The organism is Altererythrobacter sp. (assembly GCF_050299635.1).
Taxonomy (GTDB): domain Bacteria; phylum Pseudomonadota; class Alphaproteobacteria; order Sphingomonadales; family Sphingomonadaceae; genus Erythrobacter.
This window is the reverse complement of sequence record NZ_JBNKWF010000007.1, coordinates 34,772-52,793: the sequence shown is the minus strand read 5'-3', so window position 1 is coordinate 52,793 and position 18,022 is coordinate 34,772. Positions and strand designations below refer to the sequence as shown.

The 18,022-nt window shown below is 60.8% G+C and carries 13 protein-coding genes; 9 read left to right on the top strand and 4 right to left on the bottom strand.

Translation table 11 applies throughout. The features are described from left to right. Positions 1-30 precede the first annotated feature (30 nt). From ACQY6C_RS05105 to ACQY6C_RS05095, 3 genes are all read left to right on the top strand, one after another. On the top strand, positions 31-1,215 hold the full coding sequence (locus ACQY6C_RS05105) for a GNAT family N-acetyltransferase (RefSeq protein ID WP_427965668.1): 1,185 nt from the start codon (positions 31-33) through the stop codon (positions 1,213-1,215). Further along, positions 1,212-2,093 carry a transcriptional regulator gene (locus ACQY6C_RS05100; protein ID WP_427965665.1) on the top strand — a complete coding sequence of 294 codons (882 nt, stop codon included), beginning with the start codon at positions 1,212-1,214 and terminating at the stop codon, positions 2,091-2,093. Before ACQY6C_RS05105 ends, ACQY6C_RS05100 begins: the two co-directional genes overlap by 4 nt. 99 nt (positions 2,094-2,192) lie before the next feature. Continuing rightward, positions 2,193-3,122 (top strand): acyl-CoA thioesterase, encoded by a 930-nt coding sequence (locus tag ACQY6C_RS05095; protein ID WP_427965662.1) that lies wholly within the window; start codon positions 2,193-2,195, stop codon positions 3,120-3,122. Positions 3,123-3,140: 18 nt separating this feature from the next. Here the strand turns inward: ACQY6C_RS05095 and ACQY6C_RS05090 are convergent, their stop codons facing one another. Further along, a complete protein-coding gene (locus tag ACQY6C_RS05090; protein ID WP_427965659.1) occupies positions 3,141-3,806 on the bottom strand; it encodes a DUF1190 domain-containing protein in 666 nt (221 codons plus the stop codon). Between the two features lie 89 nt (positions 3,807-3,895). Between ACQY6C_RS05090 and ACQY6C_RS05085 the strand changes: the two genes are divergently transcribed. Next, entirely contained in the window at positions 3,896-5,062 is a 1,167-nt protein-coding gene (locus ACQY6C_RS05085) for a glutathionylspermidine synthase family protein (protein WP_427965656.1), read from the top strand. A 3-nt stretch (positions 5,063-5,065) separates the two neighbouring features. On the opposite strand, the gene ACQY6C_RS05080 is transcribed toward ACQY6C_RS05085, so the two are convergent. Then, a complete protein-coding gene (locus ACQY6C_RS05080; RefSeq protein ID WP_427965653.1) occupies positions 5,066-5,881 on the bottom strand; it encodes a universal stress protein in 816 nt (271 codons plus the stop codon). Between the two features lie 278 nt (positions 5,882-6,159). Between ACQY6C_RS05080 and ACQY6C_RS05075 the strand changes: the two genes are divergently transcribed. After that, on the top strand, positions 6,160-8,709 hold the full coding sequence (locus ACQY6C_RS05075; RefSeq protein ID WP_427965650.1) for a putative bifunctional diguanylate cyclase/phosphodiesterase: 2,550 nt from the start codon (positions 6,160-6,162) through the stop codon (positions 8,707-8,709). Positions 8,710-8,832: 123 nt separating this feature from the next. Here ACQY6C_RS05075 and uvrC read toward each other — a convergent pair whose 3' ends face one another. Continuing rightward, positions 8,833-10,773 carry an excinuclease ABC subunit UvrC gene (gene uvrC, locus ACQY6C_RS05070; RefSeq protein ID WP_427965647.1) on the bottom strand — a complete coding sequence of 647 codons (1,941 nt, stop codon included), beginning with the start codon at positions 10,771-10,773 and terminating at the stop codon, positions 8,833-8,835. Between the two features lie 50 nt (positions 10,774-10,823). On the opposite strand from uvrC, the gene ACQY6C_RS05065 reads away from it, so the two are divergent. The 3 genes from ACQY6C_RS05065 to ACQY6C_RS05055 all read left to right on the top strand — a co-directional run bounded on the left by ACQY6C_RS05065 (position 10,824) and on the right by ACQY6C_RS05055 (position 14,680). Continuing rightward, complete coding sequence (locus ACQY6C_RS05065; RefSeq protein ID WP_427965644.1) at positions 10,824-12,002, top strand: NAD(P)/FAD-dependent oxidoreductase; 1,179 nt, start codon at positions 10,824-10,826, stop codon at positions 12,000-12,002. A gap of 213 nt (positions 12,003-12,215) precedes the next feature. Next, positions 12,216-13,856 carry a WS/DGAT/MGAT family O-acyltransferase gene (locus ACQY6C_RS05060; protein WP_427965641.1) on the top strand — a complete coding sequence of 547 codons (1,641 nt, stop codon included), beginning with the start codon at positions 12,216-12,218 and terminating at the stop codon, positions 13,854-13,856. Between the two features lie 14 nt (positions 13,857-13,870). After that, on the top strand, positions 13,871-14,680 hold the full coding sequence (locus ACQY6C_RS05055) for an esterase/lipase family protein (protein ID WP_427965638.1): 810 nt from the start codon (positions 13,871-13,873) through the stop codon (positions 14,678-14,680). 27 nt (positions 14,681-14,707) lie between these two features. Here the strand turns inward: ACQY6C_RS05055 and ACQY6C_RS05050 are convergent, their stop codons facing one another. Next, complete coding sequence (locus ACQY6C_RS05050) at positions 14,708-17,566, bottom strand: TonB-dependent receptor domain-containing protein (protein ID WP_427965635.1); 2,859 nt, start codon at positions 17,564-17,566, stop codon at positions 14,708-14,710. Positions 17,567-17,761: 195 nt separating this feature from the next. On the opposite strand from ACQY6C_RS05050, the gene infA reads away from it, so the two are divergent. After that, positions 17,762-18,007: a translation initiation factor IF-1 gene (gene infA / locus ACQY6C_RS05045; protein WP_047806247.1), complete on the top strand. Its 246-nt coding sequence runs from the start codon at positions 17,762-17,764 to the stop codon at positions 18,005-18,007. Positions 18,008-18,022 lie beyond the last annotated feature (15 nt).

Below are 18,022 nucleotides of genomic sequence, written 5' to 3'. Positions count from 1 at the left end.
TTTGCGCAGAAGCAGCAGGGTTAACGACGAATGGCGACGGCCGCGCTCGACATCTACGAAACAACACTCGACCAGGCCGTTTACGAAACCAGCCTCGATCAGGTGCTGATACGCCGTGCAAACGGCGTGCATCTCCTCGACGCCGATGACGTGGCTCGTGAGGCGTTCCAGGCCGAATGGCAGGAGCTTGTCGACCAGAGCGCTGAACCCAATCCATTCTTCGAACCGTGGTTCCTGATCCCCTCTCTCCAACTGCTGGATCCCGGCCGGCGTGTCCGGATCGCCGCCTATTACCAGCGTGGCGAATTGTGCGGACTGATCCCGCTTTCGCGCAGCGCAAGCTATTACGGCTATCCCCTGCCTTGCAGTTCGACCTGGCTGCATCCCAATGCCTTCAGCGGAGTGCCATTGGTTCGGCAAGGCCACGAGGAACCCTTTTGGCAGGAAGTACTCCACACGCTCGATACATCGCCGGGCGGCGCACTGTTCCTGCACCTGCCGGGTATTCCCGAAGCCGGGCCGGTCAATCGCGCCCTTGAGTCCGTTGCAGCGCGCCAGCACCGCAGCGCCGGAATCGTTGCCAGCGAAGAACGCGCCCTGTTGCAATCCGATCTCGATCCGGAAACCTATTTTGAAGCGACGCTTTCCTCCAAGAAACGCAAGGAACTGCGCCGCCAGAAACGACGCTTGGGTGAAGAGGGCGAACTGACCTTTGAGCGGCATGACTGCGAGACTGGACTTGATGACTGGATCAGTGAGTTCCTCTCGCTTGAAGCCGCGGGCTGGAAAGGCGATGCAGGCTCAGCTCTGGCCGAAGATCATGCCAATGCGCGGTTCTTCACCAATGCGCTGAAAGGAGCCGCAAGTCGCGGGCGACTGGAACGGCTTGCGCTCAGGCTCGATGGAAAGCCAATGGCCATGTTGGTCAATTTCCTCGCTGCACCGGGAGCTTTCGGCTTCAAGACGGCGTTCGACGAGCGCTATTCCCGCTTTTCGCCCGGCGTCCTGCTGCAGCAGGAAAACCTGCACCTGCTTGCGCGTGACGGGATCGAGTGGTGCGACAGCTGCGCCAACGAAGGCCATCCCATGATCGAACGCATCTGGCGCGAAAAGCGCCGAATTGTCAGCCAGAACGTCGCGATCGGCGGCGGACTGCGGCGCAAGGTGTTCGAACGGCTTCTGCGCGCCGAAATGAAAGAGGAGATCGACGCATGAACGCCCCTCGCGCAATCGACTTCGATTCGGCACATGCCCTCCCGGTGTTTGACGATGCGGCACGCCTACAGTTTTCGGAGTTCTATCCGGAAACCCCGCATGTTCTGAAACATGGCCTGGCCAGCCACCCTCTGCTCGAACTCGGTTCTCTGGCTTCGCTTGCCGAACGCATTCCGGAAAGCTCGATCGAATATAATCGCGGCGATCTGCCCGTCGGCATCGACGGCAAGCCGGGCAGCACCGGCCTTTCCATTGGCGAAACCATTCGCGCGATCCACCGGGCCAATAGCTGGGCCGTGCTCAAGAACATCGAACAGGATGAGCGATATCGCAGCCTCTTGCTCAGCCTGCTGGATGAGATTCGCCCCCAAATCGAAGCGAAGACCGGCGCGATGCTGCGCCCGCAAGGGTTCATCTTCATCTCCAGCCCCAACGCGGTGACGCCCTATCATTTCGACCCGGAGCACAACATCCTGCTGCAAATCACCGGGTCCAAGATCATGACGCAGTTCCCGGCGGGCGATCCACAGTTTGCGCCGGATGAAGTCCACGAGACCTATCATTCCGGCGGTGCGCGCGAGCTGAGCTGGAATGACGAGTTGATGCAGGGAGCCTGCGAGTGCCCGATCGGCCCCGGGGAGGCCGTGTTTGTCCCGGTCATGGCCCCGCATTTCGTGAAGGTCGGGCCGGAAAGTTCGATCTCGCTCTCGATTACCTGGCGCAGCGATTGGAGCTTTGCCGAGGCGGATGCGCGCGCCTTCAACCGGATCCTGCGCAAGGCCGGATTCCGGCCCGCGCGCCCAGGTCGCTGGCCTGCAGGCAACCACCCCAAAGCCTATGCCTACCGTGCATTGCGCAAGGTCGGGCTCGTCGGGTAGTTCGCGCTGACGAGGTTGACGTAGGGGCATACTGGGGTTCGCACGACCGGCTGTCATCCGAGCATTGACGAAGCCTCGCTCTCGCCGCACAGCCATCGCATGAGCGAACAGGAACCCAATCCGCAGCAGCTTGTCGCAGACCTTGTTCATCTGTTGACCGTAGAGCCGGAGGAGCCGGACAATCACTTCATCGGCCCACCGCGGGATGATGGCGTGGGGCGGATGTTTGGTGGCCAGGTCATCGCGCAGGCACTCCAGGCAGCTCAGCGCACGGTGACCGATGGCAAGCAGGCACATTCGCTACATGCCTATTTCCTGCGCGGCGGCAAGGAGGGGCCCCCTGTCCACTATCGCGTCGCGGCCGACTTCGAAGGCCGCAGCTTCGCCAATCGCCGGGTAGTCGCCAGCCAGGCAAACGAGGAAGGCGAGCTGATCCCGATCCTCAACCTCACCGCCAGCTTCCAGCTTCCTGAAGAAGGGCTCGAGCATGTCGATGCGGCAATGCCCGACGTGCCGCCGCCCGAGGAGCTGCGTAGCGACATGGAGATGCGTCAAACGATCCTCGCAGCGATGGGCGACAAGATGTCCGAAGCGCAGCGCAACATGATCCTGCGCCCACGCCCGATCGACATGCGCACAAGCGACAAGCTGCACTGGATGAACACGGAGCCGCGCGAACCCTCTGCGCATACCTGGTTTCGCACGGTCGCTCCGCTTCCCGACGATCAGGCACTGCATCGCGCGGTCATCGCCTATGCCAGCGATTACACGCTGCTGGGCACCAGCGCCCTGCCGCACGGCCTTAGCTGGATGCGCGGCGAACTGACGGGCGCGAGCCTGGATCATGCAGTCTGGTTCCACCGCCCGGCGCGGGCCGACGAATGGCTACTCTACGTCACTGAAAGCCCCTGGAGCGGTGCTGGCCGCGGCTTCAACCGCGGGCACATCTTCAACCGCCATGGAGAATTGGTCGGCAGTGTCGCACAGGAGGGCATGATGCGCCGCCGCGCTCAAACAGCGAAGCAATAGCGCGGATCAGGACACCGATCACCCGCCGAGGCTGTATCTTGCCGAGCGGCCTCCACTTCCGATCCGGTCGCGCAGATGCCAGGATTTTGCATTGGGACCAAAACCGCCAGCCTTGGCCAGTTTTGAAGCGGGCTTGACCTTGGGCACAGTCTTCGGTCGTTCAACCGCTCTGTTCGACGAGAAATATTTTCCAGGTGCACCAGCATAGCCAAGCCGCGTGCCATTTGCGGTTTGGAAACCACTGGTACCGGACTTGAAGAGCGGTATGTTTGCTGTCCTGCGCGAGCTGGAAAACCAGGCCACTATGAACGGTGAAAAATGTCTGCTGTGGCCAGATTCAGCTTTGCCGCTTTCCATACATTGGCCCGCACCATATTCCGCTTCACAATCCTGGATTGCGGCAAAGCGGGGAGCCTCTACCTTCGCACGATCGACAGCATCCTTGCGCATCTCGCCGCATTCCTCGCGGGTCTTGCCGCTCTTCCTGGAACACTCGAAGACATTTTCGTAGACATCGACAGTTTCGCCATCCGCAGCGGATGTGACGCTTTGGGAAGCATTGGCGGTCGGCATTGCATCGCCTTCCCCGCACGCGCTCAACATGATCCCGCCGGAAAGCGAAATCATCGTCGTCAGCGCCACGCGGGTCGAACGCTTGCTTCTGGTCTGGACAATATCATTCACCAAACATCCCCCATTTAACATCTTCGCACTATTTTCTTAGCCTACAATACCTTAGCAATTAGTGTGCAAGTGGATGAGCAGAGGAATGAATGCTTCGAAAGATATTGAACGAACGGCCCAACTGGCAACAAATTGCCGAAGAGAACGGCTTTGTGTTCCATCACGTCGATGGCGAAGTCTACTGGGATGAACGTGCTTGCTGGCAGTTCTCGCTGCGCGAAGTCGAGGATGAGATAGAGGATCCGACGACTGAGCTTTACGCCATGTGCCTTTCGTTGGTCGACGATGCGTGCTCGAACCAGGAGATCATGGAGCAGCTCGCAATTCCGGAACCTATGTGGGATGTCATCGCCAACAGCTGGCGCGAAGGCTCCATATCGCTCTATGGCCGGTTCGACTTCGCATATGATGGCAGCGGGCCAGCCAAACTGCTCGAGTTCAATGCCGACACTCCCACCAGTATCTACGAGACCGCATTCTTCCAGTGGGGCTGGCTTGAAGACATGATCGCGCTCGGCGAGCTGCCGCCTGACGCTGACCAGTTCAACCGCCTGCACGAAGCGCTTATCGATCGCTTCAAAGCCATTTTGAATCCGGGCAGCCTGCTGCACCTAAGTGCCGTTGCTGACCATGTGGAAGACCGGACGACCGTTCTGTATCTGGAAGATCTGGCCGGGCAGGCCGGGCTCGAAACCCGCTTCGTGGCGATCGACAGCATCGCGCTCGACGACAAGGGCAACTTTGTCGATCACGAGGGTTTTCGCATCGGCGCACTGTTCAAACTCTATCCCTGGGAAGACATGATGCGGGAGGAATTCAGCCAATATGTCGACCCATCACGCACAATCTTTATCGAACCGGCATGGAAAGCGATCCTTTCCAACAAGGCAATTCTGCCGCTGTTGTGGCAACGGCACCAGGGGCACCGCAACCTGTTGCCTGCCTATTTCGCGGGCACGCCCGAAGCCACGAAGCTCGCAGTGACACCGCATGTGAGCAAACCGTTCTTCAGCCGCGAGGGAGCCGATATCAAGTTGTTCAACGGAACGGATCAATATGCCGGTCCGCGTCAAGGCTATGGTGCTGAAGGCAGCGTCGTTCAGGCGTTGGCACCGATGGCACGTTCAGGCACAAACCACGCTGTCATCGGAAGCTGGGTGGTTGGCGATGAAGCAGTTGCCATGTCGGTGCGCGAAGACTCGAACCCGATCACACGCGATCTCGCGCGCTTCTTGCCACATGTTATCCTGGGCTAGGCCCTAATGCGCGATCACGATCGGAATCTGCGGGTCGCTCAGTGCGCGGTGGGTCACGCCGCCCCACAGCAACTCCGCCAGCCGCGAGTGACCATAGGCGCCCATGACCATGTAGCTGCAACCGCGCGCACGTGCCGCCGATAGTAACGTATCGGAGACCGGGGCATCGCCTTTAGGAATATCGACCATTTCGGATTCCACACCATGGCGGCTGAGATATTCTGCGCCATCTGTGGGCGGAAGGTCGAACCGTTGGCGTTCGTCCTCTTCCGTGACTGTGGCGAGTGTGACCTTGCTCGCCTTCCGGAGTATCGGCACAGCAGCACGCAGCGCGATGCTTGCTTCGGTTGACCCGTTCCAGGCAACCATCGCCGGACCGGAGCAATCGAAGCCGGTCTGCCCCTGAGGGACCACCAGAACCGGCGTGCGCGCCCGCATCACCAGGTCGCCGACGAGATGCGAGGTCCGCGGGTCATTTTCTCCGATGTCGCGCGATCCCACTACTACCAGATCGTGGATCGCCGACTGTTCAAGCAACCGATGCTCCGCCATTCCGTACTGGAAGATCCAATCCCAGGAGACGTCTTCATTGGCGAGGTCCGCCTCGATCTTCTCGCGGAGTTTCGCGGCATTCTCCTTGATGACCGGCATCGCCGCTTCGAGCACTGACCCGTAGATATCACCCGGCGCAAAGACTTCGAACGACACGGCCTGCAGGCAAGTGACATGGCCGTCGAAGGTGCGCGCAATGTCCAGTGCGCTCTGCAGGCGCCCTTCAAGGCCATCGTCGTCGTTAATGTGAACCAGGATCGATTTCATCGTCTGTCTCCTTTGTGCCGCGAACCCTATCTGAAAACGCCACCCGAAGACCGCTACCCTCCCCTTCGACTGTATCACGAAGGTTAGGAGAACTGAGCTAAATTTCATTGACACAGATCAATTTTCTGGAGGTCTGTGTCTGCGCTGGAACGTCATATCCGACAGCAAACTGCCCGGCGCGCCGAACCCGAAAATTCGCAGGCTAACCAGATCCCGTTTTCCGGCGAGAACTTGTTAACCTGTTAGCGCTACCAAGCTCACAAGGGCGGAGACCAAGCATGAGGGTAGCCAGGGAGAGGCATAAGGGGCCAAATGGCCTGGCGCACAACCGGCGCGGCCATTGGGGGGCCGAGTTGGTGGTGGCCGTTGCCGCCCTGCTGACATGGCTCGCTTGCTACAACCGCGAAACGCTGACAAGTCTCGAACAGGAATTCGGGCCCGCCGATGACGGCCCTCGCTTCGCGAGCTATCAATATGGCGATCAGGACAACAACGGAACATCCACCGTTTCCGTGATCGAGGGTGAGAGCCTTGCCTGGCTCTGTGACCTGCAAAAGACTTACAAATACGGTTATTGCGGTTTTGGCGTGGTGTTCGACCAGTATCATACCGGTAGGGGTCTTGACCTCAGCCGGTACGACCGCGTGAACCTCACCTTGAATTATCAGGGATCGAGCCAATCGCTGCGGCTTGCCATCAAAGACAAGAATCCGCGATACGCGGAGCTCGGCGCTCCGAATGACGAGAAGGTCAACCAGGCAAGCATTGCCGTATCGCCCGGCCAGCAGACAGTCGCTCTCGACCTCGACCAATTCGCCGTTGTCGAATGGTGGAAGGAAGCGGCCAGCAAGCCGTCAGTCATCCTTTCGCAGCCGCGCTTTGACAATGTCACTGCCATAGAACTGCTGACCGCGATCGACTCCGAAGCTGGTCAGCAGTCGCTGCGGATCGAGCGGATTGGCTTCAGCGGCCAAATGATGAGTATCGAGACGTGGTATGGCGGGATTGCAATCGCGTGGCTGCTGCTGATCGGTTCGATAATGCTTCAACGCCGACGCGATGCTCAACAGTGGAGGCGGCGGCTTGCCGAGTTGATGCGGGCCACGGTCGATTCAATCCCTCATATGGTGTGGTCGCTCGACCAGGAAGGGAGAACATCCTTCAACAAGAGGTGGGAGGAGTTTACCGGAATTCCTTTCGACAACGTCGATAGGCCCGCCCTGCTGCGGCTGGTCCATCCAGACGACGTGCGGGAAGCGGCCAGACGGTGGAATGAGGGCCTTCGTTCCGGATCGGAGTTCAGTATAGAACTTCGATTGCGCCACCACTCGGGCGAACACAGATGGGTGCTCGCCCGCGCGGTTCCCTCACACACGACCGATGTTGCGGTCGCCGGATGGTATGGCACCTGTACCGATGCTCACGATCGCGTCATTGCGCAGCAGGCCCTGAGTGCCAGCGTCAAGAAGGAGCGCAAGCGTTCGCAGCAGTTGAAGTGGTCGAGCGAGCATGACTCGCTCACCCGCTTGCCGAACCGACGTGCTTTCGAGGCACGGCTCGACCAGATCATTCTCGGACCGGAAACATCCGGGGCGCAATTGGGCTTGCTGCTGATCGACATGGATTACTTCAAGCACACCAACGACACGCTGGGGCATAGCGCGGGCGACGAATTGCTGAAGGCAATTGCAACTCGCCTGAAGAGGTCGGTTCGCAGTCAGGATTTCGTAGCCCGGATTGGCGGTGATGAGTTCGCGGTCATCCTGTCGGACCTCAATTCCAAGGAAGACCTGACCGCAATCTGCAAGAAGGTCGTCTCGGCAATCCAGCAGACGCTGAACCTAGACGATCATGCTATTCGCCCAAGCGCGAGCATTGGCGGGGCAATTTGCCAACAGAGCAAAGCCGAAACGGGTGACTTCCTGAAGATGGCAGATGCCGCGCTCTATGCGCTTAAACGTTCGGGGCGCGGGGGATTCCGGCTCTTCGAGCCCTATATGCTGGACGACGTCAAGCAGGCTGCGTTCCAGCTAGCCTGTGCCCGCGACGCGATTGTCGATGGCAGCATTACCGCCGTCTATCAGCCGAAGGTCGCTCTGTCGGACGACACGATTGTTGGCTTCGAAGCGCTACTTCGCTTGAAGTCTCCCGGAGGCATTCTGGGCCTCCCGCAAATGCTTGCAGAAGCCTTTAACGACTATGAGCTGGCGGCCAAGATCGGTGAGGCAATGCAGATGCGGGTGGCTCGCGATGTCAAGCAATGGATCGACGCCGGCATCGACTTCGGTCGGGTATCCATAAACGCCGCCCCGGCCGAGTTCCTGCGTGACGACTACGCGGAACGGCTGCTCGGAATACTTGAGCGATTTGGCGTGCCTCCCAGCTGCATCGAAATTGAGGTAACGGAATACGCGTTCATCGAACTCGGCTGGGAATATGTCGCACGGGCGCTCGACCAACTTAAGAGTGCCGGTGTGGAAATCTCCCTCGACGATTTCGGCACCGGGCATTCGTCACTCTCACATATCCGCGACTTCCCTGTCGGCCTGATCAAGATTGACCAATCCTATACCAGGCTGATTACCGAAGACGGCGCGATTGCCTCGCTGGTCAGCGGATTGGTCCATCTCGCCTGTAGCCTGGGCCTGAAGGTTGTCGCCGAGGGCGTCGAGACCACAAGGCAATTGGAACTCTTGCGCGAAATGGGTTGCCATTATGTCCAGGGGCACTTGCTGGGCTATCCGGTCGAGGGTGCGCAAGTGCGGGAATGCCTCGCAGGCAAAGCGCGTCTGGAGCCCGCGCTGGTCGCTTCCTCTCGTGTCGCGTGACGCCAGGCGCCGCCGCGTGAACGTACTGTCCCTCCGGACGTTCCCTGCAGAACGAAGCGGAAGCTGGCCCCGGACAGTCCAGGCCCTTGTCTGCCTCCGGTTCGCTAGCCAACGATCCTTTAGTTAGCTGCCCGCGTGGTAGAAATCGTAGATTTTCCGCGCCACGGCGTCCGAAACCCCTGGTGCACGTTGGAGGTCCTCCAGCGAAGCCGCGCGAACCTTACCCGCCGTGCCGAAATGCAGCAGCAGCGCGCGCTTGCGGGCCGGGCCGATACCGGGAATCTCGTCGAGCGGTGAAGCCGTGATAGCGCGGCTGCGCTTGGCCCGGTGCGCGCCGATGACATAGCGGTGCACTTCGTCGCGCAGGTTCTGGAGGTAGAACAGCAGCGACGAATTGGTGGGCAGCGTCTTCTCGCGCCCGTCAGGGAAGTGGAATACTTCGCGTCCTTCGCGTCCGTGATGCGGCCCCTTGGCGATGGCGATCAGCGGCACATCCTCTATGCCCAGTTCCTCCAGCGTGTCACGCACAGAAGACATCTGCCCCTTGCCGCCGTCGATCAGCACCAGATCGGGCCAGGTCCCGCCCTCACGCTCTGGGTCTTCCTCCATCGCGCGGCTGAACCGCCGCCGCATCACCTCGCGCATCATGCCGAAATCGTCATTCGTCTGCGCTTCCTTGATGTTGAACTTGCGATACTGGTTCTTGAGGTAACCTTCAGGCCCCGCGACGACCATCGCGCCGACTGCTTTCGCGCCCTGGATATGGCTGTTGTCGTACACCTCGATCCGCTGCGGTGGACCTTCCAATTCGAGGAAATCGGCCAGCTCGCGCTGAATTTTCGCCTTGGTGCCGCTTTCAGCCATGCGACGCTCAAGCGCTTCGCTGGCATTGCGGCTGGCCTGCTCCATCAGCTTGCGCCGCTCGCCACGCTGCGGGACCGAGAGCGTAACCCTCTTGCCCGCCAGCTCGCTCAGTGCCTGTTCGATCAGCTCTGCTTCAGGCAGCGCGCGGTCGACCAGTACAGTCGGCGGCGGCGGCACTTCCTCATAGAATTGCAGAATCACGTCGGAGAGCACCTCAGCCTCCTCCACATCCTTGGTGTGCGTCGGGAAGAAGGCGCGGTGGCCCCAGTTCTGCCCACCACGGATGAAGAAGGATTGGATGCCGACCTGCCCGGCCTTCGCCGCAAGCGCGAACACGTCTGCATCGCCCACGCCCTGCGCATTAATCGCCTGTGATCCTTGAATGAAGGTCGCCGCGCGCAGCCGGTCGCGCAGGATCGCGGCGGTTTCGAAATCGAGATCCTCCGCCGCCTGCTGCATCTGCTTCTCGAGATCCTGCTGCACCTTGCCCGATTTTCCAGCGAGAAAGAGCTTCGCCTGATCGACCAGCGCGGCGTAATCTTCCTCTCCGATCCGCCCGACGCAAGGCGCACTGCAGCGCTTGATCTGGTAGAGCAGGCAGGGCCGATCGCGACGACTGAAAAAGCTGTCAGTACAGGATCTTAGAAGGAACAGCTTCTGCAATGCGTTAATTGTCGTATTGACGCTGCCCGCGCTGGCGAAGGGCCCATAATAATTGCCCTTGGCCTTGCGTGCGCCGCGATGCTTCATGATCCGCGGATATTCGTGATCGGCGCGCAGCAGGATGAAAGGGAAGCTCTTGTCGTCGCGCAAATGGACGTTGAAGGGCGGGCGGAAGCGCTTGACCAATTGCGCTTCCAGCAGCAGCGCTTCAGCTTCAGAATTGGTGGTGACAATCTCCATGCTGCGGCACTGGCTGACCATGCGCAACAACCGGTTGGTCAGTCCCTGAACCTGCGTGTAGTTCGCTACGCGGTTCTTCAGCGCGCGCGCTTTACCGACATAGAGCACGTCGCCGCGCGCATCGAGCATGCGATAGACGCCGGGCACCGGTTTGAGTGTCTTCACCGTCTCGCGGATCGCCTTGATACCCGCTTCGAGGTCTGGCTGCGCGCTGGCGACGGTATAGGTTGCCCGCTCCTCGTTGAAGCGGGCGGCACCTCTGGGGTCGTTGGGTGATCCTGCGGGAGTGCGCGCCATACTCGGCAAATAGGAATCTTGCGCGCAAATGGCAAAGCCGCGATGGGGCTATGGTGGAAAGTCATTACGATGCGATTGTTCTGGGTGCCGGTGCTGCCGGGCTGATGTGCGCCGCGCGCGCCGGGCAGCGCGGCAAGCACGTGCTGGTACTTGAACGAGCCGAATCGCCGGGCAAGAAGATCCTGATCTCGGGTGGCGGGCGCTGCAATTTCACCAATATCGGAGCGGGTCCGGCCAATTACATCTCGGCCAATCCGCATTTCGCCAAGAGCGCCCTCGCCCGCTACACGCCGCGCGACTTCCTCGACCTCGTCGAAAGTTACGGCATAGATTGGCATGAAAAGACGCTGGGGCAATTGTTCTGCGATGGTTCGGCACGGCAGATCCTCGACATGCTGCTGGCCGAATGCGCGAAAGGAGAAGTCGAAGTGCGCTGCGGCGAAGAAATCGCCAGCGTGGCGCAAAGCGACGGAACATTCACTGTATTGACGCAGAGCGGCACATACAGCGCCCTCGCCCTGGTGATCGCAACCGGCGGCCCCTCCATCCCCAAGATGGGCGCCACCGGCTTCGCCTATGACCTCGCCCGCCAGTTCGGGCACAAGGTGGTCGAGCCGCGCCCCGCCCTCGTCCCGCTTACATTGGGCGGCGAGGAAGTGCTGTTCCGCGAGATCTCGGGCGTCTCCGCGCCGGTGGTCGCGCAAGCGGGCAAGGCTCGCTTTGCCGAAGCTGCGCTGTTTACCCATCGCGGGCTCAGCGGCCCAGCGATCCTGCAAGTCAGTTCCTACTGGAAGCCGGGTGAGCCGGTGACGGTCGATTTCCTGCCCGATTGCAGCGAGGGCTGGTTGCTCGCCCGCAAACGCGAGACACCGCGCGCGACATTGCGTTCGGTGCTGCGCGAAGCATTGCCCGACCGTCTCGCCGATATTCTTGCGGATAAACTCTCGGTGGATGTGGAACTGGGCAATATGCCCGACAAGTCGTTGCTCGACGCTGAGTCGCGGCTCGCGCGCTGGACGTTCCATCCCAATGGCAGCGAAGGTTTCGCCAAGGCCGAAGTAACCTTGGGCGGCATTGCGACTGCCGAACTTTCCTCCAAGACCATGGAATCAAAACGAATTTCAGGTCTCTACGTTATTGGAGAAGCGGTGGATGTGACTGGCTGGCTGGGCGGCTACAACTTCCAATGGGCCTGGGCCAGCGGGGTCGCGGCAGGCGAAGCGCTTTAGCCCGGAAGTCGTGCCGCGCCATCGCGAGCCCGCCTTCCGCAAGGGAACTTCTTGACGGCGACGGCAAGTTGACCGCCAGAAGCCATCTGGTAGCGTTCTCACTCAAAGCCCGCAGATGCGCCGCGAAGCGGTGGCGCGGGACGAATGCGCTGAAGCAGCAAAGCGGTAGCGCGGGATGAAAACGGGAGAGTACCTTTGCGGCAACTCCAGGGCATGGATGCCTCCTTTGTAGCGCTGGAAACGCGCAATTCGCCGATGCACATCGGCTCGATCCTGATTTATAATCCAGAGACCGCACCCGGCGGCTTCGTGCGTTTCAAGGACATTCTCGGCTTCCTGGAAAGCCGTATGCAGCTTTCCCGCACGGTCCGTCAGCGGCTGGTGCGCGTGCCCTTCGACCTCGATTATCCCTATTGGATCGAGGACCCGGATTTCGACCTCGAATATCACGTCCGCCACGTGGCCCTGCCCAAACCGGGCGACTGGCGGCAATTGTGCATCCAGGCGGCACGAATCTTTGCGCGGCCGCTCGATCTCGACCGCCCGCCGTGGGAGTTCACCGTGATCGAGGGGATCGATAATGTCCCCGGAGTTGCCAAAGGCAGCTTCGCCATGGTGACCAAGGTTCATCATGCGGCGATCGACGGGATGAGCGGAATCGACCTGATGGAAGCAATGCACACGCTGCGGCCTGACGAACCGGCGCCTGACAAGCCCGACAAGTGGAAGCCGGAACGTGTGCCCAACCCGATGGAACTGCTGGGCAAGAGCTATTTCAACGCAGTGACCAATCCGCTGAAACAGTTGGAGGTCGCCGCCAAGGCTGCACCGGGCCTTGCCAAGACGATCAAGGGTCTGATCTCCAAGGAGTTCAACCTGTCGGGCGAGATGGTCGCGCCGAAGACCCGCTTTAACCGGGTGATTTCGGCGCATCGCGTCGTCGAAGGCCGCAGTTTCAATCTCGCCGACATCAAGGCGATCCGCGCGCTCGAACCAGGATGCAAGGTCAACGATGTGTTCCTTGCGATCGTGGGCGGAGCTCTGCGGAAATACCTCCTTTCCAAGCAGGACCTGCCCAAGAAGACACTCACCGCTATGGCCCCGATCTCGGTCCGGTCAGAGGGCGAGAAGGGCGATATGGGTAACCAGGTCGCGGCCATGATCGCCCCACTGGGTACGCATATCGAAGACCCTGCAGAACGGCTGGCGTTCGTCCATTCGCGCACGGTCAATTCCAAGGCGATGACCAATGCGATCGGCGCGCGCAACATGACCGAGGTGAGCAAGGTTTCGCCCGCGCTCTACATGTCGCTCGGCGCGCAGCTCTTCACCAAGCTCGGTCTTGCCAATCGCGGCGTCGGCCCGCCCTTCAGCACCGTCGTCACCAATGTTCCCGGCCCACCGATCCCGATCTTTTCGAGCGGCGCGCGGCTGGAAAGCATGATGGGGCTGGTTTGCCTCAATGACGGGCTCGGCCTGGCGCATGTGGTCCAGAGCTATTGCGATCGGGCGACGATCTCCTTCACCGCCTGCCGCGAAATGATGCCCGATCCCGAGTTCTACATCGAGTGCATCCAGGCAAGCTTCGACGATTTGCTGGCGGCGGCGAAAGCGCTCGAAGGCAAACAGTCTCCAGCAAAAGCGAAGACCAAGGCGGCGGCGAAGGCAAAGCCAGCGGCAAAACCGAAAGCGAAAGCTGCCTCCAAGGCCAAAGCTGCGCCCAAACCTAAAGCTACGCCAAAGCCCAAGGCTGCGCCCAAGCCGAAGCCCAAGGCTTCACCAAAGAAAAATGCGCCCACCAAGGGCAAGGCAACCAAAGCCACAGCGCGGGCAAAACCGAACAAGTCAAAATAGACGGGAGCACATTAGTGGCCACAATCGCCATGACGCACGACGAATACGAACTCGAGAGCGAACTGAGCGCAACGCCGCCCAGCCCGCTATGGACCTTGCTGGAAGGGCGCGCCTTTTTCGAGCTCGGTGCTTTCTATCTCTCGCGCCCATTCCTCAGCCAGCTGCCAAGCGGCGATGGACATTCGGTGATGGTGCTGCCGGGCTTTATGGCCTCGAACAGTTCGACCGTGCCGATGCGCCGCCTGCTCAGCGATCTTGGCTATGCTTCGCATGGCTGGAACAGCGGACGCAATGTGCGGGTCGACACCGAACTCCTCCACCGGCTCGAAAGCCAGCTTGCAAAGCTCAATGATGAAAGCGGACGAAAGGTCTCGCTGATAGGCTGGAGCCTGGGCGGCGTATTGGCGAGGGAACTGGCCAAGCTTCATCCCGATCGCGTGCGGCTGGTGATTTCGCTTGGCAGTCCGATCAGCGACGATCGCGGCCATACCAATGCAGCCAAGCTGTTCGAATTCTTCAATGGCGAGGAACCGGAAGCAATGCGCGGCGGCCGTTTTGAAGGGCTCAACATCGCGCCGCCCGTGCCGACGACTTCGATCCTGACCAAGACCGATGGCGTGGTGCATTGGCGCGGTTCCGTCCAGCAGCCAAGCGAAACACCGAGCGAGAATATCGAAGTCTATGCCAGCCATTGCGGACTGGGCGTCAACCCTTCCGTGATGGTCGCCATCGCCGACCGGCTGGCCCAGGCGGAAGGCGAATGGGCGCCTTTCGAACCTTCAATGGCGCAGCAATGGATGTTCCCGACGACAGGATTCTCCTGATCGCCGGCTCCCACAACTGCGCTGGGTTCAGAACAGTTTGCGGAAGTCGATGCCCAGATATCGTCCGGTTGGGTCGATCAGGAAGGGCTGGTAGCTGAGCGGAACGTCGCCGTTTGAATCGGTCACTCGGCGGCGCGCGTCGAAGACATTGTCCGCGCGCAGCGAGATACGGAAGTTCTTGAGAAAGCCCGCGTCTTTCCTGAACACCTGGCCAAGGTCGGCAAAGACGCGCAGGTCGAATCTTGCGAGATCGGCGAAATGGAGATCGGTGCTGCCGGGCAACCCACTGCCGTCGATGCGTGTCTTTCCGGTATAGGTGCCCGAAACGCGCATCCCCCAGCCATTCCGGAACAATCCAGCTTCGAGCCGCGCGGAATGGCGCGGCTTGCCGCTGCCAACGGCCGCATCGCCATCGAGCAGGTCAAGCAGAGGCCCGCCATCGGCGATGAGGATCATGTTTTCCAACTCAACCGTGTGCGTGAGGCTTAGGAAGTAGCGCCCCCGTCCGTCTCCACCGGGTCCGGAGACAGGCAGGCCGCGCCGCCTGCCACTTCGCGGCTGGCTCGGTTGCCCTTGCCCCTGCGACGCACCGGCAGGGCCAGCACCACCTCCACCCGGCCCGCCCCTGCCCATGGCAGAAGGATCGAAGCTGCAGATTCGCTCGCGGAATCGGGCGATCTGCTCGCGATCGATCGAACCGTCTTCGGCGCGGAACCGCTCCACCATTCGCGCAGCGCGTTCGGGGTCGAAATCGGGGAATTGCTGGGAGAGATCGTCGCCGCGAGCTACTGCCTCCGCGAGTTGCAGCAGCACGGCTTCTCCATCGTCCGCGCATACGCGCTCGCGAAAACGCATGAAGGCGGCGCGTTGCTCCTCGCTCGGCGGCCCACCGGGCCTTCCAGCCCCGGGCCCTCCCGCACCGGGAGGGCCGAAGCGTCCCGGTCCTCGAGGTGGAGCGGCACCGTCACGCGGTGGCCCGCCAGCACCCATTCCCTGCGGACGCGCCTTGCCGAAGCTACCCCGCGTGACCAGCCCGAAGGATAGCCGCTTGGCACGTGTTGCCGCGAAAGTGACGGGGCGAACATCCCCCAATATCAGCCTCCCGCTGGCATCGCGCGTTATGCGGTCGGGAAAGGCCGCCTCGATCTCGGCAGTCGGGAGAGGAAGACTGCCGGTGACATCGTTCGAGCGATTGCGGACATAATCGACCGAGAAGCGGGTGTTCTCCCAGAATGGCAATTCCCAGTTGAGCGAGAACTTCCAGTCCTTCCGCGATTCCGACTTGAGATCGGGATTGCCGCCGGAGATGATCGTGGCGAGCACCGTTTCACCTCGAACGAAATCGAATACCGGTACGTTGAAGCTTTGCACCTGCGGATTGCCAAGCTGGCTCAAGCTCGGTGCGGCTTCGGACTCGATATAGGTTGCCGCCAGCGTCAGGTTGTCGGCCACGCCCCATGTCAGCCCGGCGCTCCAGTCATTGAGAGTTCCGAAGTCGGACAGGTCCTCCACGCTTGCGTCGAAATTGGCACTGAGACTGCCGATCTTGCCCCATGCTCCGTCGCGCTCTGCAATGGGCACAGTGACATTCACTCCGCCCCGCAACCTGCGCCGTGTAAGGCCGATGGCACTGTTCGATCGCGTGTCATCGCTTTCGATCCGCTTCCAGTCGAAATCGAGATTGAATGTGGTCGAGACTTCGCCTGCGGGAAGATCGAGAGGATTGCCGCGCAAGGTGGCCTTGCTCGTTGTCGTGACGGTGCGGGTCGATGCCGTGTCGAAACCGTTTCCGGCATCGCTCGGCAGGATGCCGTCGAGCGCAAGCGTTCCAGCCAGCGCGGCGTCCACCAGAGCCTGCGTTTCAGCGCGGCGATCAATCTGTGTTTCGCTGTCCGCAATGATCGCGTCGAAGGTGGTTGTCAGGTCGAATTGCCCGACCCTTCGGTTCAGCGATCCGGCGAGCGAATATTTGTCGCTTGATGTGCGCCGTTCCAGCGGGCTGTTCTCACCGAAAGTACGCAGGGCCGAATTGCCCGAAGGATCGGTCAACAGGACTGTGTTCAGGCCCGAAAGGCCTCGGCTCTCGTCGCGCTCGTAGGTTGCGTTCAGACTGATCGAGGAACCGCTTTCGAGGATTGCCTTGGCCCAGTTGGCGGTCGCTTCAAGACTGAATGTATCGGGCACGAGGCTGCGATATTGAGCGGGATCCGGATCACCCGGCAGATCGGACCGCGAGCCATCGGCCTGGATGACCCCGCGTTCGGCCTCTGTCAGCATGGAAAGGTCGCGTGTTTCGACGTTGAAATTGAGACGTGAGCCCTTGTCGATCGTGAGCAGTGTGGCTTCCTGTTCGGTGCGCCAGTAGCCGCCCCGGTCCGGGGCCTCGAACGCGGCCTCAAGTTCCCGGCTCGAAAAGTTCTCCTTCAGGATCATGTTCACGACACGCCGATCGGGCGGATAGCCGAAACGTTGCGCCACTTCTTCCGGCAGGACCTCTACCTTCGCGATCGCTTCCGGGGGGTAGGAGCGCATTTCACGAAAGCTGCCGATCCGTATGCCATTGACGAGGAACACTGGCGGGCCGCTGTTCCGCCCGCGCGAGGATCCGGTCTGCGGGGAAATGGCTTCAAGCAGGTCCGCAACCGAAGTCGCGCCGAGCGCCTGGATATCCTCTTCATTGAGTTCGAGCACCGGCGCCTGTTCGACATCGAGCTGCCCACGTAGCCGCTCGCCCCTCACCACAATGGCATCGCCTGGTGCGCGGTCGCCATCGCCGGTTACGGTGTTGTTGGCCTGTGCCTCTGCGGGCGCATCTTGCGCCTGCAACTGGGCCGAAGTTAGCGCTATCAGCGCACATCCAAAGGAGAGCTTCGTGGAGAATGTCATCCGGCCGGATTTCCCCGAATTCGACTGATTGCACAACCGTTTGAAATGTAACGAATTGCACCAATTGTCGCAAAAACTTGTCTCGTGATCGCCCATGCGCCCGATCGCCAGCTTGCGCTCAAGGCTTTCCTTTTTTCCCCGGCGCAGCTAAAGGGCGCGGCCAAAGACACGCTGTTAAACAATTTAAGGACTTACATGGCCAAGGAAGAACTCCTCGAAATGCGCGGCAAGGTGGTGGAATTGCTGCCCAACGCGATGTTCCGGGTCGAGCTCGAAAACGGTCACGAGGTGCTGGGCCACACAGCAGGCAAGATGCGCAAGAACCGCATCCGCGTGCTGGTGGGTGACGAGGTTCTTTGCGAACTTACCCCCTACGACCTGACCAAGGCGCGCATTACCTATCGCTTCATGCCTGGCCGGGGCGGCCCTGGCCCGCAATAAGCGCGCCGCTCTGAC